Source organism: Pseudomonas sp. HMSC065H01, assembly GCF_001815235.1.
In the GTDB taxonomy this organism is placed as follows: domain Bacteria; phylum Pseudomonadota; class Gammaproteobacteria; order Pseudomonadales; family Pseudomonadaceae; genus Pseudomonas; species Pseudomonas aeruginosa.
The window spans coordinates 63,077-76,784 of record NZ_KV819897.1; the positions used below are offsets into that span (position 1 = coordinate 63,077).

The following is a 13,708-nucleotide window of genomic DNA, read 5'->3' on the forward strand; positions in this document are numbered from 1 at the left end:
ATCGGCCCGCTTCACCAGGGCAGCGGCTGGTTCCGATAATCGACGAAGCGACAGGCATTCACGCCCGCGGCATCCTCCACCGCCGCGACCAGTCCGGCGGCGCTTTCCTCGACGCTCAGCGGCGCGCTGTCGCCGCCCATTTCGGTACGCACCCAGCCGGGATGCAGGAGCAACAGGCTGAACGGCAACTCCTCGAACTCGCCCTCCCAACTGCGTACCAGGCTGTTCAGCGCCGCCTTGCTGGCGCCGTAGAGCGGCATCGTGGCCGACAGGCCCAGCGCCAGGCTGGCCATCTGCGAACTCATGAACGCCACCACGCCACCCCGGCTAACCCGTCCGGACAGTGCCCTGGCCAGGCGCAGCGGCGCGATGGCGTTGGTCAGGAATAGCTGGGCGGTCTGCTCGGCGTCGATTTCCGCCACATCCTGTTGCTGCGGGCCGTAGATGCCGGCGTTGACGATCAGGCGATCGATCCGCCGCTCGCCCAGCATCTTGCCAATGCGTTCGGCGCAATCGTGTTGGTTGAGGTCGCCGGTCACCGCTTGCAAGCGCTCCCCGGCCCGCTCCGCCAGTGCCTGTAGCCCGGGAGAGCCTTGCGGTCGCCGGGCGACGGCGAATACCTGTGCGCCGCGTTGCAGGAAGGCATCCGCCAGTCCCAGGCCGATGCCGCGCGAGGCGCCGACGATCAGAACGTTGTGCATGAGGTTCTCCGGGCGATAAAGCGGACAGGATACCCAAGCGCGTCCCGCTGCGGTAACCGCCGCGGCGACCGGCCGCGGCGGCCTCGACCTTACCGCATGGCGCTGCCGCCCAGGCCGGCGAGGTACAGGTCGAGCAGGCGGTCGTCGAACTCCGGCTCGCGCACGGCGCTCCCGCGCAGGTGTTCCTCGACGTTGGTGCAGTCCCAGAGATAGGTGTCCTGGTACAACTCGACGGTGCTGCGGCCGGCGTACATGTTGTCGCGGAACATGCTCAGCAGGGGATAGAGCGGGGCGTCGCGATTGTCTTCCCAGAGACTTACCCAGTCGTCGAACGGCATCTGCCGAAGGGGACGCCCGGCGCGTCGCCCGAGACGGCCGAAGAACTCGTCCAGGGTCAGGCAGCGCGGAATGCTCGGCACCAGGTTGAATTTCTTGCCCAGCGCCGAAGGCTGGCGGGCGATGACGCTGATCGCCTCTACCATGTAGTCCACCGTGGTCAGGCCCTCGCGCAGCTCGCGCAGGAGCGGCACGGCCCGGTACTCCAGGCAGGTCCGCGCCAGCCGGCTCCACCACTGGTAGTCGGCGTAGGCGCCGGTACGGCTGTGGCAGGTGGCGTAGCCGAGGCGGAAGGTCATCAGCGGCAGGCCGCGTTCAGCGGCGAGGTCGGCGATCTTTTCCATCACCCATTTGCTGCGCACGTAGCCCATGTCGGTGACCACCGCCGGCAGGTTCTGGTCGATGTCGTCGTCCTCGCGCATCAGGCGCTTGCCGGTATGCAGGTGGCCCCAGCTGTACACCGAGATGCTCGACAGCAGCATCAGCGGCTTGCAGCGGCCGCTGGCGCAGAAGCGCAGGACCTGGCCGAGCCCCTCGACGTTGTCGCGCTTCATGTAGCTGTACGGCTGGATGAAGTTCACCGCGCTGGCGGAATGGAAGACCTGGTCGACGCTGCCGGCCAGCTCGCGATAGGTTTCCGCCGGTAGTCCGAAGCCTGGTTCGGCGAGGTCGGCGGCGTAGGCCCTGACCCGTCGCCAGTCCGACTCGGCGAGTTCGATGCGGTGCTGCCGGGCGGCCTGGCGCAGGCGTTCGAGGGCGTGGGCGTCGTTTTGCGCACGGACCGGACAATGCAGGTCGGCCTCGCGGCTGGCCAGCAGCTCGGCGAGCAGGTGGGCGCCCATCAGCCCGCTGGCGCCGGTGAGCAGGATGTGCCGTGGCGCGAGCAACTGGGCGGCGTCCATGGGCCGACTGAAATCCACGTCGGCGGGCAGGCGCACGTCCCGTTGCAGCTCCTGGGCCGGTTCGCTGTCCAGCGCCGGCGGCGCTTCGCCGGCGCGCCGCGCCAGGCTGGCCGCCAGTTGGCGTACGCTCGGGGTGCGGTAGATGTCGTGGATGTAGGCACGGTTGCCGAAGCGTCGGCTCAGTTCGCGCACCAGGGCGGCGGCCAGCAGGGAATGGCCGCCGACCTCGAAGAAGCTGTCGTCCAGGCCGAAGTCGGTATGCCCCAGCACTTCCTGCCAGGCCAGGGCCACTTGCAGTTCGCCGGGGGTGCCGAAGCGTTGCTCGTCGAGTCGTTCCTGGCATTGTTCCTCCAGGCGTCGACGCAGGGCCTGGCGGTCGATCTTGCCGTTGACCGTGGTCGGCAGGCTGTCCAGCGACAGATAGCGGCTGGGCAGCATGTAGTCGGGCAGTTCCTGGCGCAGGGCGGTCTTGATGGCGGCGAGCACGGCCCTGGCATCGCCGCCCCGCTGGCGGGGGACCACGAAGGCGCTCAATTGCTGGCTACCGCAGCGTGGGTCGGCATGCGCCAGCACCACCGCGCCATGGATCGCCGGCTGGCGCAGCAGCGCGGCTTCGACGTCGCCGAGTTCGACGCGGTGGCCGCGGATCTTCACCTGGTCGTCCAGCCGACCGAGGAACTGCAGGCTGCCGTCGGCCAGCCAGCGGGCCTTGTCGCCGGTGCGATAGAGCCGGCGCCGCAGTGCCTGCGAGTAGTGGAAGCGCCTGGCGGTCATGTCCGGGTCGCGCAGGTATTCGCGCGCTAGGCAGACGCCCGCCAGGTTCAGCTCGCCGGGCCGGTCGCCATGGCAAGGCCGGTCGTCGGCGTCGAGAATGAATGCCTCGCAACCGTCGATGGGCGTGCCGATCGAGGCGGGCCGCCGATGAGCTTCGGCGTCGACGATGCGGCAGGTGGCGAAGACCGTGGCTTCGGTCGGGCCGTAGTAATCCACCACGGTATAGGGCAGCCCGCCGGTTGCGACCGGCGGCAGTTTTTCCCCGGCGCAGAACAGGTAGCGCAGCGCCAGCGACGGCGGAGCGGGTTGCTCCACCAGCGCAGGGACCATCACGGTAGGCGCGAAGGCATGGCTGATCCGCTGCTCGGCGAAGAATGCCAGCAGCGCCGCCGGGTCCGGGCGCACCTCGTCGGGCACCAGGTGGAGGCAGGCGCCTGCGCACAGGGTGGACCAGATTTCCCATTGGCAAACGTCGAAGCCGACGCCGGCCATCAGGGTGGTGCGGCTCCGTTGATCCATATTGAAGCGCCGGTTGTGCCAGCCCACGAGGTTGGCCAGGGAGCGACTCTCGATCACCACGCCCTTGGGTTCGCCGGTGGTGCCCGAGGTGAAGATCACATACAGCGCTTCGCTGCCGTCGAGCGCCGGTCTCGGCGCGGCACCCGCCGCACTCGTCGCGAGCGCCTGTGCGATGGCCTCCACCGGTTGCCCCGGCAGGTCCTCGGCCTGGGTGGCGAGGGCCAAGGGGGCTTGGCACTGGCGGAGGATTTCCCGCTTGCGCCTGTCGGGTTGCCGACGGTCCACCGGTACGTAGGCCGCTGCGCACTTGGCGGCCGCCAGGATGGCGATGACCAGTTCGGCCGAGCGTTCGGCCAGCAGGGGCAGCCGCTCGCCCCGGGCGACGCCGCGCCTGGCCAGGTGGGCGGCCAGCCGGTCGCTGAGTCGGTCGAGTTCGCGGTAGCTGAACGAGCGCTCGCGATCGACGAGGGCGGGGCGTTCGGGATGGGTATCTGCGTGTTGCCTGAATAAGCCAAGAACAGAATCTTTCGACATGGCTGAGACTCCTGTCTTGCCGGTTGAAAAGACGTTATCCGTGGTTTTTCAGCGTATCGAGCGGGGACCAGGGGGAAGGCTGGCGATAGGCCTGGTCCAAGGCTAGCCCCGAGGGGAAATGCGGCAACTGCCATTTGGTACAGGGTAAGGGGGGCTCGCCGCCGGGGTCGCCAGGGGGCGCCCCGAACATTTTCGGCAGCGGGACCGGACTCAGTCCAGCTGGCCTTCCCGGTCGTCGAAGATCGCTTCTATCGCCAGTCCGAACACCCGGGCGAGCTTGAAGGCCAAGGGCAGGCTTGGGTCGTAGCGGCCGGTTTCGATGGCGTTCACCGTCTGCCGCGATACCTCCAGCTTTCCGGCCAGCTCCGCCTGTGACCAGCCGCGCTCCGCGCGCAACTCGCGAACCCGGTTCCTCATGCGTAGCGCCTCAGTCCCAGGACGCAGCCGATGGCCCAGAACGCGCCCATCAGGGGCCAGACGAAGAACATCGAGAGTTTCGGAAAGCCGGTGGTTTCGAGGAAACCGTAGGCGAAGGTGAGCAGGGCGGTGCCGACGAAGGCCAGGGCGAGGGCTTCGAGATGGATGCGCCGGGCCATTTCGTCGAGGCGCCGCAGGTAACGGATCACCACCAGCGCCAGGGCGACCATCGGTGGCACCGGCAGCAGGGCGAGGAAGACCCGGCCGGCGCCCGGTTCCGTGCCTGCCAGCAACTGGCCGCTGATCAGAACGGCAGCGGCATAGGCGACCAGCGCGAGAAGCAGTTCGAGGAAGAAACGTTTGTGGGTCATGGTTGAACCGTCCATGTAAAGGGGGCTTTACATTGGCCGGGATGCTCTTCTTTGTCAAGCAAGCTTTACATTCTCCATGGGCTTGCCTTGGCGAGGAGACTCGGGGATGGTAGCGGGCGGTCTCTGGGAGAACGGCGAAATGGCGACGGGCGACGAATTCGACGCGCTGCTGGTGGAAGCCGGCCGCACACCGATGCGCGGCTGGGAATACGACTATGGCGGACGCATCCGCCTGGAACCGCCGCCATGGGATTTCCCGGGGCGCATGCTGGAGCGCTGCCGGGCCGCCGCCAGCCTGCTGGACATGGGCACCGGCGGCGGCGAACGGTTGAGCCGGCTGCCGTATCGTCCGCCGCTCACCGTGGCTACCGAGGGCTGGGCGCCCAACCTGGAGATTGCCCGGGGTCGCCTGGAGCCCCTGGGCATCCGCGTGGTCGAGGTGGAGGGCGCGCCGGACAACCATCGCCAGGGCCGGGAGGGCGATGGCGGCGGGGCGTTGCCGTTCGCCGATGGCACCTTCGACCTGGTCGGCAACCGCCACGAGTCCTATCTGCCATCGGAGGTCCGGCGGGTGCTGGCGCCCGGCGGCTGTTTCCTCACCCAGCAGGTGGCCGGCGACTTCAACCGCGAGTTCTATGCGTTGCTCGGCGAACCGGCGCCGACGCCGGAGGCGCCGCACTGGAACCTGGGTTTCGCCCGGGCCCAGCTGGAGGCCGCGGAGTTGCCGCCGGTGGCAGGCGGCGAAGGTTGGGAGGTGTTGCACTTCGCCGATGTCGGCGCCCTGGCCTGGTACCTGTTGAACCTGCCCTGGGTATTTCCCGGTTTTTCCTTCAGGCGCCACCGCGAGCGCCTGCGCGGCCTGCACGAGAGCGGCAAGCCGCTGGCGGTGCGGCAGTTCCTCTTCTGGCTGGAGGCGCGCAGCCCCCAGGCCGCGCGCGGCTAGAGGAAGAGTCGCTTCACCAGCTCGGTGCGGCTGCGCGCGCCGGTCTTGCGGAACAGGTTGAGCAGGTGGGTCTTCACCGTCGGCAGGCCGAGTCCGAGGCACTGCGCCAGGCATTTGTTGCTGACGCCGTCGCGCAGCAGCAGGGCGATCTCCCGTTCCCTCGGTGTCAGGCCTTGCAGGCGCTCGGCGCTGGCCGTTGGCGTGGCGCATGCCTGCGCCGCCAGCTCCATCAGGCCATGCAGGGCGCGCAACTGTCGCAGCTCCTGGTCGGAGAAGGCCCCTAGGCGGGCGTCGCGCAGCAACGACAGGGCCGCGACCGGACGCTGATGCGCATGCGCCAGCACCTCGACCACGTCGCAGATCCCGTGGCGTCGCAGGAAGCCCTGGTACAGCGCGCTGTCCTCCGCGGGCTGGTGGGCGATGCCCTGGCGCAGCGGCACCACCGGCGAAGCGTTGGCCAGGCAGTGGCGCGGCTGCAGCGGATCGTAGTCGCGGTAGTGGCGCAGGTAGTCGCGGTGCATGCCGGCCGGCATCCGCAGGAGCTGGAAATCGTGTGCGCGGCAATCCTCGTCGATGCGATAGAACACGCACAGGCTGGCCGGCACCACCTGGGTGAAGGCCTGCATGCAGCGCGGGCCGAGGTCGGGCGACAGGGTCGAAGGCATGGCGCGGGGCTCCCGTGGGACGAGGCGGCGGGACGTCCACTGTCCCGCCTGCCGGGCAGAATGTCCATGCCCCGGCGTGCCGTCTTGTCTCTCTCTGCCTGGCTTGGCAGGCAGCGGCAAGAAACCCGGCAGGCTGGAGCAAGCGAGCGGGGGAGCGGCGGGTCCAGAGTATTCCCGGGTAGTAGGCGCATGCATGACGCAGCGCCGTCGCCAAGCCGAGGAGCACACATGAGTATTGCCATCGACCCGTCCGTCAGCGCCTTCTTGCGCAGTCCCCATGGCCTGCTGATCGACGGCGAGTCCGGGCCGGCGCGTTCCGGCGCCGACATGCCGCTGTACGACCCGGCGACCGGTGCCGAGCTGGCGCGCGTGGCCCGCGCCGGCGCCGAAGACGTCGATCGGGCGGTCGCCGCCGCGCGGCGTGCGTTCGAAGGCAACTGGGCAGGCCAGCGCCCTGCCGATCGCGAGCGCCTGCTGCTGCGACTGGCGGAACGGATCGAGGCGCATGGCGAGCAACTGGCGCAGCTGGAGACCCTGAACAACGGCAAGTCGATCAACCTGTCGCGGGCCCTGGAGGTCGGCGCCTCGGTCGAGTTCATCCGCTACATGGCCGGCTGGGCGACCAAGATCGAGGGCCGCAGCCTCGACCTGTCGATCGCTGCGGTCCCAGGCGCGCGCTACCGGGCCTACACGGTGCCGGAGCCGGTGGGCGTGGTCGGAGCCATCGTGCCGTGGAATTTCCCCTTGCTGATGGCGATCTGGAAGATCGTCCCGGCCCTGGCCTGCGGCTGCACCGTAGTCCTCAAACCGGCCGACGAAACCCCGCTGACCGCCCTGCGCCTCGGCCAGTTGTGCCTGGAGGCGGGGATTCCGCCAGGGGTGGTGAACATCGTCACCGGCACGGGCGCCGAGGCCGGCGCGGCACTGGCGGCGCACCCGGGCATCGACAAGCTGGCGTTCACCGGCTCGACCCCGGTGGGCAAGCTGATCGGGCATGCGGCGGTGGAGAACATGACGCGTTTTTCCCTCGAACTCGGCGGCAAATCCCCGGTGATCATCCTCGATGACACCAGCCTGGACATGGCTGCCGCCGGTTCCGCCGGCGCGATCTTCTTCAACCAGGGGCAGGTCTGCACCGCTGGTTCGCGCCTCTATGTGCAGCGCAAGCGTTTCGACCAGGTGCTGGAGCGCCTGGCGGCCATCGCCGGCGACCTGAGCATCGGCCCCGGCCTGGATCCGACCACGCAGATCAACCCGCTGGTCTCGGCCAGGCAGCAGGAGCGGGTGCTGGGGATGATCGAAAGCGGGGTGGCCGAGGGCGCCAGCGTGGTCTGCGGCGGGGCGCGCCAGGGCGAGACGGGGTTCTACGTGCAGCCGACGATCCTTGCCGACGTCACCCCGGGGATGCAGGTGGTGCGCGAGGAAATCTTCGGGCCGGTGCTGGTGGCGACGCCCTTCGACGATCTCGACGAAGCGGTGCGTCTGGCCAACGACAGCATCTACGGGCTCGGTGCGAGCATCTGGTCCAACGACCTGCGCCAGGTCATGGACCTGGTGCCCAGGATCAAGGCCGGCACGGTATGGGTGAACGCCCACAACCTGCTCGACCCGTCGATGCCGTTCGGCGGCTTCAAGCAGTCCGGCATCGGTCGCGAGATGGGCCATGCGGCGATCGAGGCGTACACCGAGAACAAGTCGGTGTGCATCGCCTACTGATATCGATGAAATCGGGGTGAGCTGATTCGTTCGGCTCTTTCGCTGCCCTCCGCGGCAGCCTTTTGTTCGACACGCTTCGCCTGCCGGCGGAGCGTACGGGACGCCGGCGCGTCCCGCAGGGCGCCTGGCGCGCCCTGGCAGGGCCTGACGCAAGAACAACAACAGCAACGCTGCCGTCGAGGATACGTCGATGTCCAACTCCAGACTCACCCAGCACCTGCTCCGCGGGCGGGTTGGTTTCCCCACCGCCCTGGCCAGTTCGGTCGGGTTGATCATGGCCAGCCCGGTGATCCTCACCGCCACCACCGGCTTCGGCCTGGGCGGCGGAACCTTCGCCGTGGCGATGCTGGTGGCGCTGCTGCTGATGCTGGCGCAGTCCACCACCTTCGCCGAGGCCGCCTGCCTGCTGCCGACCCGTGGCTCGGTCTACGACTACCTGTCGTGCGGCCTCGGGCGCTTCTTCGCGATCACCGGCACGCTGTCGGCCTACCTGATCGTCCATGTGTTCGCCGGCACCGCCGAGACCATGCTCAGCGGCACCATGGCGCTGGTCAACTTCGAGTCGCTGAATACCCTCACCGAGCCGGGCGGCGGCGCCTGGCTGGTGGGCGTCGGCATGGTGCTCTGCTTCGGCCTGCTGAATGCGCTGGGGATCACCGCCTTCGGTCGCGCCGAAGTGATCCTCACCTTCGGCATGTGGAGCACCCTGATGATCTTCGCCGTGGCCGGCCTGTTGCGCCTGCCCGCGGTGGGGTTGCAGGGCTGGTTCGGGGCCTCGATGGTCGGCGACGACCTGCCGACCCTGCTGTCGCTGGTGGGCATGGCGATGTTCATGTTCGTCGGTTGCGAATTCGTCACGCCGCTGGCGCCGGAGGTGCGCCACGCTTCGCGGACCCTGCCGCGGGCGATGGCCCTGGGGTTGATCGGGGTGGCCTGCTGCATGTTCCTCTATGGCGCGGCGATGCGCCGGCAGGTGGAAAACCTCGACCTCGGCGGCGGCCTGCACCTGCTGGAGACGCCGATGGCGATCCCGCGATTCGCCGAGCAGGTGATGGGACCGTTCGGACGCATCTGGCTGGGCGTGGGCCTGCTGTTCGCCGGAGCCGCCACCATCAACACCCTGATGGCCGGCCTGCCGCGGATTCTCTACGGGATGGCGCTGGATGGCGCCTTGCCGAAGGCCTTCACCTACCTGCACCCGCGCTTCAAGACACCGTTGCTGTGCATCGCCGTGGCAGCGGCGATTCCCTGCCTGCACGCCTGGTGGCTGGGCGGCGACAGCGAAGGGATCATCCACCTGGTCCTGGCTGCGGTCTGCGCCTGGGGCACCGCCTACCTGCTGGTGACCCTCTCCGTGGTGCTGCTGCGCATCCGTCGCCCGGACCTGCCGCGCGCCTACCGCTCGCCGCTGTTCCCGTTGCCGCAGCTATTCTCCAGCGCCGGAATCCTGCTGGGGATGTTCTACATCACGCCGCCGGGGATGAATCCCGCCGACATCTACCTGCCGTTCGCCCTGATGCTCGGCCTGGCGGCCGCCTACGCCCTGTTCTGGACCCTGTGCGTACAGCGGGTGAATCCGTTCCGTCCGCTGGCGGTGGAAGAGGTGCTGGAGAAGGAATTCGCCGAAGAGGACCAGCAGCAGCGGGAGAGGGCGCATGTCCGCCTGGGCGCGCTGGTATGAGCGTCACTGGCGCGACTGGCGGCCAGCCGCCTATCGCCCCGGAGCCACCCTGGCCCTGGTGCGGCGCAACCTGGCTGCGTGCGACGGCGAGGCGCAGGACGGCAGGCTGTTGCTGCGTACGAAAGAGCTGAGCCTCGAGGTTCGCGAGCGGGTCCAGGCGCACCTGTTCATGCATATCGTCAGCACCGAGTTCAGCCTGTTCGTGGCGGCGCCCGGGGGGCCGCCGGCCAGCCTGGAGCTGCGTCACGCCGGTTGCTTGCGGCGTCGCGGCATCCTTTGCAAGGTACGCAGCGGGAGCGGGCTCGAGCCGTTGCGGGAGGCCTTGCAGGGGGGCGACCGGGTCTTGCTGGAGCAGCTCATGCCGCTGGACTTCCGGAGTTTGCGCCTCTGCCGCGACGACAGGGGCTGGACCGTGAGCCTGGAACACCTGGGGGCGTGCGAGGTGGTCAACCGCTTCCCCGCCTATCGCCGCTACATCCCTCTGGTCGCCGAGCAGCGCCTGGCCCTGCTGGGCGCCTTCGCCCAATTGCAGCGCCTGCTTTCTCCCGTCTGAACGGCCCTTGCCGGCTCTCCCGGATGCGTATCCGCCGGTCCATTTGCGCTAGCTTGTGGGTATATCGATAACATGTTAATCATATCGGCAGCGCTGCGTGGCTCGGTAGTTGCCGCGCCATACAACAATAACGATGGCCGTTGCCGTCAGGAGGTGCCCGGTGCATACCCTGTCTTCCGCACACAACAGCTTCGAAGCCTGGAACCAGGCGTTGCGCCAGGTCTGCGGGCGCTTCGAATCGCAGCCCGCGCTGAACCGGACGCTGTTCATCGGCGATATCTCGCGGCAGGACCTCGGCGGTCTGGAGTTGGCGCAGATCCGCACCAACGCAGGGCGCATCGCCCGCCAGGCCACCCATGCCGATCATGACGACGACCGCCACTGCTTCCTGGTCGTCCAGCGCAGCGGCCATGCGCAACTGCGCCAGGGTGGGGACAGCATAGAGCTGGCGCCAGGGGAAATGGCGCTGATGGACTCCGCGGGCGGCTGCGAGATCATTCCCCACGGACTCATCGAACACACCTCGTTCCATCTCTCCCGCGAAGAGGTATGCCGGCACCTGCCACCCAGCCAGCGGGCCTTCGGCAAACTCTCGCCGAACTGCGCCAGCGGTCGCCTGCTGAGCCTGCTGGTGCAGCAGGTGTGCGCCGGAGAACTGCAGCCGTGGGCGGTGGCGGACGAGGGCGGGGCGTTGCAGGAGGCGCTGATCGCCCTGCTCGGGCCGGCGCTACAGCACGCCGGCGAGGAATTGGAGGGACCGCTGGCCGGGCTCTATGGCTACAGTCTGCGCCGGCACGCGGAGCGTCTGATCGAGCAATCCCTGCAGGAGCCGCGCCTGAGTCCGGACATGCTCGCCGGCCGCCTGCGCATCTCGGTGCGCCAGTTGTACCGGTTGTTCGAGGAGCAGGGCGACAGCGTCTGCCGCTACATTCTCCGCCAGCGCCTCAGCCGCAGCGCCGCCGACCTCGGCAACCCACGGCTGCGCGGCGAATCGATCACCTCCATCGCCTTCAAGTGGGGTTTCAGCGACTCGGCGCATTTCAGCCGGGCGTTCAAGAAGCAGTTCGAGGTTTCGCCCAAGGACTATCGGGCCGGCGCGCTACCGGCCTGACGCCGCCGCGCGCTGCCATTCGTCCCGCCGATCCGCGCCGCAGGCGGAGCTGGCCCGGTGAATGCTTGACGCTTCACCGGAGGCACAGCAAGAATGCGGCGTGTCAGGTTGCATGAAAATAACGGCGGCGCTGTCCGGGGTACCTGCCGCGACAAGCAGCACCCGATGCCCGCACCTTTCATGTCGCCAGCGAGGCGCAGGATGTCATTGCCTTGGGGCGTGCGCCGCGTCGCTATTCACTATCAGATTTCGAGTGCCCCCCTACACCATGCGAATGCGCCTGATGCTTTTGGGCGGCGGTAATGCCCTTGGACAGGCGCTGATCCGCCTAGGGGCGGAGGAAGACATCGGTTTCCTCGCGCCCAGACCACCCGAGCAGGGCTGGGATGCCGCCAGCCTCACCACCCTGCTGGACGAAACGCGCCCCGACGCGGTGATCAACCTCGCCTTCTACCACGACTGGTTCCAGGCCGAGCAGGTCGAGGCGGAGCGCCTGGGCGCCCAGGAGCGCGCCGTCGAGCGCCTCGCGGAGCTCTGCCAGCACTACGAGATCCTGCTGGTCCAGCCGTCCAGCTACCGGGTCTTCGACGGCGCCCGCGCCACCGCCTACAGCGAGAAGGACGAGACCCTTCCGCTGGGCCTGCGCGGCCAGGCGCTCTGGCGCATGGAGCAGAGCGTGCGCGCGGCCTGCCCGCGACATGTGCTGATCCGCTTCGGCTGGCTGCTGGACGAAAGCCCGAACGGCTTGCTGGGACGTTTCCTCAGCCGCGCCGAACAACCGCAGCCGCTGTTCCTCGCCGACGACCGGCGCGGCAACCCGACGCCGGTGGACGACGCCGCGCGGGTGGTGCTCTCGGTGCTCAAGCAGCTCGACTGCCAGGCGCCGCTGTGGGGCACCTACCACTACGGCGGACTGGAAGCGACCACCACCCTGGCGCTGGGACAGGTGATCCTCAACGAGGCGCGTACCTATCGCTCCAACCTGATCCAGGAGCCTTCGGCGGAGGCCCATGCCGCGCGCCCGGACGCGCTCGACGAGCCGCAGCACGCGGTGATGGTCTGCAAGAAGATCCTCCACACCTTCGGCATCAAGCCGCGCGCCTGGCGCGCAGGTTTGCCGGCTCTATTGGACAGGTACTACAGGCATGTTTGAACGCCCCATCCTGATCACCGGCGGCGCCGGTTTCATCGGCTCCCACCTGACCGACGCGCTGCTGGCGCGCGGCTACCGCGTGCGTGTGCTGGACAACCTGTCCACCGGCAAGCGCGACAACCTGCCCCTGGACGACGAACGGGTAGAGCTGCTCGAAGGCGACGCCGCCGACGCGGCGACCCTGGCGGCCGCCCTGAAGGGCTGCGCGGCGGTCGCCCACCTGGCCGCGGTCGCCTCGGTACAGGCCTCGGTGGACGACCCGGTCGCCACCCACCAGAGCAATTTCATCGCCACCCTGAACCTCTGCGAAGCGATGCGCGAGCAGGGCGTGAAGCGCGTGGTGTTCGCTTCCAGCGCAGCGGTCTACGGGCAGAACGGCGAAGGCACGGCGATCGACGAAGACACCCCGAAGTCGCCGCTGACGCCCTACGCGTCGGACAAGCTGGCCAGCGAGTACTACCTCGATTTCTATCGCCGCCAGCATGGGCTGGAGCCGGCGATCTTCCGCTTCTTCAACGTCTACGGGCCGCGCCAGGACCCGTCCTCGCCCTATTCCGGGGTGATCAGCATATTCACCGAGCGCGCCCTGAAGGGGACGCCGATCACCGTGTTCGGCGACGGCGAGCAGACCCGCGACTTCATCTACGTCGCCGACCTGGTCGATTTCCTGGTCCAGGCGCTGGAGGCGACGGCGGTGGAACCCGGGGCGGTGAACGTCGGCCTGAATCGCAGCATCAGCCTGAAGCAGTTGCTGGCGGAGATTGGCCAGGTACTCGGTGGCCTGCCGCCGGTGACCCACGCCGACGCGCGAGCCGGTGACATCAGGCATTCGCGGGCGAACAACGAGCGCCTGCTGCGGCGTTTCCGCTTCGACCAGCCGACGCCGATGGGCGTGGGCCTGGCGCGCCTGCTCGGCCGCTGATCACCACCAGGGCTTGTTCAGCGCCAGGTAGAAGATCCCGCCCAGCAGGGTGAGGCTGAGGACGCTGAGCAGGCCCTTGCCGGGGCCCCGCGCCATCCGCAGGGCGAACGCCGCGCAGACGATGTAGCCCAGCAACAGCCCCAGCTTCGCCAGCAGCCAGAGCGGCAGCGGCCAGGGCATCGCCAGGTGCACCAGGCCGAGCGCGCTGAGCAGCAGCAGGGTGTCCACCAGGTGCGGTCCCCAGCGGCGGATGCCGCTGGCCTTGCGCCCCGACCAGTTCCAGGCCAGGCGCCAGACGAACAGGGCGGCGCTGCTGAGGGCGAAGGTGATGTGCAGGGTCTTCAGCCAGAGGTACATGGGGTCCGTTTCCACAGGATGAAAAAAGGCGCCCGAAGGCGCCTTTTCCCGTT

General features: G+C 68.6%; 13 protein-coding genes. 7 read left to right on the forward strand and 6 right to left on the reverse strand.

The window, feature by feature from the left end; all coding sequences use genetic code 11:
• Positions 1-11: 11 nt before the first annotated feature.
• From HMPREF3014_RS18195 to HMPREF3014_RS18210, 4 genes are all read right to left on the reverse strand, one after another.
• Positions 12-701 (reverse strand): SDR family oxidoreductase, encoded by a 690-nt coding sequence (locus tag HMPREF3014_RS18195; RefSeq protein ID WP_023086991.1) that lies wholly within the window; start codon positions 699-701, stop codon positions 12-14.
• Positions 702-790: 89 nt separating this feature from the next.
• Entirely contained in the window at positions 791-3,766 is a 2,976-nt protein-coding gene (locus HMPREF3014_RS18200) for a non-ribosomal peptide synthetase (protein WP_023086992.1), read from the reverse strand.
• Positions 3,767-3,976: 210 nt separating this feature from the next.
• Complete coding sequence (locus HMPREF3014_RS18205; RefSeq protein ID WP_003093358.1) at positions 3,977-4,183, reverse strand: helix-turn-helix transcriptional regulator; 207 nt, start codon at positions 4,181-4,183, stop codon at positions 3,977-3,979.
• Positions 4,180-4,554, reverse strand: a complete 375-nt coding sequence (locus HMPREF3014_RS18210; protein ID WP_009313341.1) for a hypothetical protein — start codon at positions 4,552-4,554, stop codon at positions 4,180-4,182. Before HMPREF3014_RS18210 ends, HMPREF3014_RS18205 begins: the two co-directional genes overlap by 4 nt.
• A 106-nt stretch (positions 4,555-4,660) precedes the next feature.
• Here HMPREF3014_RS18210 and HMPREF3014_RS18215 point away from each other — a divergent pair, with 106 nt between their 5' ends.
• Positions 4,661-5,497, forward strand: a complete 837-nt coding sequence (locus tag HMPREF3014_RS18215) for a class I SAM-dependent methyltransferase (RefSeq protein ID WP_023086993.1) — start codon at positions 4,661-4,663, stop codon at positions 5,495-5,497.
• Here HMPREF3014_RS18215 and HMPREF3014_RS18220 read toward each other — a convergent pair.
• Positions 5,494-6,162: a helix-turn-helix transcriptional regulator gene (locus tag HMPREF3014_RS18220; RefSeq protein ID WP_014602497.1), complete on the reverse strand. Its 669-nt coding sequence runs from the start codon at positions 6,160-6,162 to the stop codon at positions 5,494-5,496. The two genes, HMPREF3014_RS18215 and HMPREF3014_RS18220, sit on opposite strands and share 4 nt — an antisense overlap.
• Before the next feature lie 228 nt (positions 6,163-6,390).
• On the opposite strand from HMPREF3014_RS18220, the gene HMPREF3014_RS18225 reads away from it, so the two are divergent.
• The 6 genes from HMPREF3014_RS18225 (at position 6,391) to HMPREF3014_RS18250 (ending at position 13,298) form a co-directional block, all read left to right on the forward strand.
• Positions 6,391-7,878, forward strand: coding sequence for an aldehyde dehydrogenase family protein (locus HMPREF3014_RS18225; RefSeq protein ID WP_003113043.1), 1,488 nt, complete (start codon positions 6,391-6,393; stop codon positions 7,876-7,878).
• 190 nt (positions 7,879-8,068) lie between these two features.
• Positions 8,069-9,559 (forward strand): APC family permease, encoded by a 1,491-nt coding sequence (locus HMPREF3014_RS18230; RefSeq protein WP_003118227.1) that lies wholly within the window; start codon positions 8,069-8,071, stop codon positions 9,557-9,559.
• Positions 9,534-10,112, forward strand: coding sequence for a DUF3156 family protein (locus HMPREF3014_RS18235; RefSeq protein WP_003159319.1), 579 nt, complete (start codon positions 9,534-9,536; stop codon positions 10,110-10,112). Before HMPREF3014_RS18230 ends, HMPREF3014_RS18235 begins: the two co-directional genes overlap by 26 nt.
• Positions 10,113-10,272: 160 nt before the next feature.
• Positions 10,273-11,223 (forward strand): transcriptional regulator FeaR, encoded by a 951-nt coding sequence (gene feaR, locus HMPREF3014_RS18240; protein ID WP_003105262.1) that lies wholly within the window; start codon positions 10,273-10,275, stop codon positions 11,221-11,223.
• 268 nt (positions 11,224-11,491) lie between these two features.
• The gene (locus HMPREF3014_RS18245; protein WP_003113045.1) at positions 11,492-12,376 is read left to right on the forward strand and encodes a dTDP-4-dehydrorhamnose reductase; all 885 of its coding nucleotides are present in this window, start codon (positions 11,492-11,494) and stop codon (positions 12,374-12,376) included.
• Positions 12,369-13,298 carry an NAD-dependent epimerase/dehydratase family protein gene (locus HMPREF3014_RS18250; protein ID WP_003093339.1) on the forward strand — a complete coding sequence of 310 codons (930 nt, stop codon included), beginning with the start codon at positions 12,369-12,371 and terminating at the stop codon, positions 13,296-13,298. Before HMPREF3014_RS18245 ends, HMPREF3014_RS18250 begins: the two co-directional genes overlap by 8 nt.
• Here the strand turns inward: HMPREF3014_RS18250 and HMPREF3014_RS18255 are convergent, their stop codons facing one another.
• A complete protein-coding gene (locus tag HMPREF3014_RS18255) occupies positions 13,299-13,655 on the reverse strand; it encodes a SirB2 family protein (protein WP_003093338.1) in 357 nt (118 codons plus the stop codon).
• Positions 13,656-13,708 lie beyond the last annotated feature (53 nt).

Coding starts and splice junctions, on each gene's coding strand:
- HMPREF3014_RS18255 (WP_003093338.1), bottom strand. CDS start 13,655: ATGTACCTCTGGCTGAAGACCCTGCACATCACCTTCGCCCTCAGCAGC.
- HMPREF3014_RS18225 (WP_003113043.1), top strand. CDS start 6,391: ATGAGTATTGCCATCGACCCGTCCGTCAGCGCCTTCTTGCGCAGTCCC.
- HMPREF3014_RS18250 (WP_003093339.1), top strand. CDS start 12,369: ATGTTTGAACGCCCCATCCTGATCACCGGCGGCGCCGGTTTCATCGGC.
- HMPREF3014_RS18205 (WP_003093358.1), bottom strand. CDS start 4,183: ATGAGGAACCGGGTTCGCGAGTTGCGCGCGGAGCGCGGCTGGTCACAG.
- HMPREF3014_RS18215 (WP_023086993.1), top strand. CDS start 4,661: ATGGTAGCGGGCGGTCTCTGGGAGAACGGCGAAATGGCGACGGGCGAC.
- HMPREF3014_RS18220 (WP_014602497.1), bottom strand. CDS start 6,162: ATGCCTTCGACCCTGTCGCCCGACCTCGGCCCGCGCTGCATGCAGGCC.
- HMPREF3014_RS18210 (WP_009313341.1), bottom strand. CDS start 4,554: ATGACCCACAAACGTTTCTTCCTCGAACTGCTTCTCGCGCTGGTCGCC.
- HMPREF3014_RS18245 (WP_003113045.1), top strand. CDS start 11,492: ATGCGAATGCGCCTGATGCTTTTGGGCGGCGGTAATGCCCTTGGACAG.
- HMPREF3014_RS18235 (WP_003159319.1), top strand. CDS start 9,534: ATGTCCGCCTGGGCGCGCTGGTATGAGCGTCACTGGCGCGACTGGCGG.
- HMPREF3014_RS18230 (WP_003118227.1), top strand. CDS start 8,069: ATGTCCAACTCCAGACTCACCCAGCACCTGCTCCGCGGGCGGGTTGGT.
- HMPREF3014_RS18195 (WP_023086991.1), bottom strand. CDS start 701: ATGCACAACGTTCTGATCGTCGGCGCCTCGCGCGGCATCGGCCTGGGA.
- HMPREF3014_RS18200 (WP_023086992.1), bottom strand. CDS start 3,766: ATGTCGAAAGATTCTGTTCTTGGCTTATTCAGGCAACACGCAGATACC.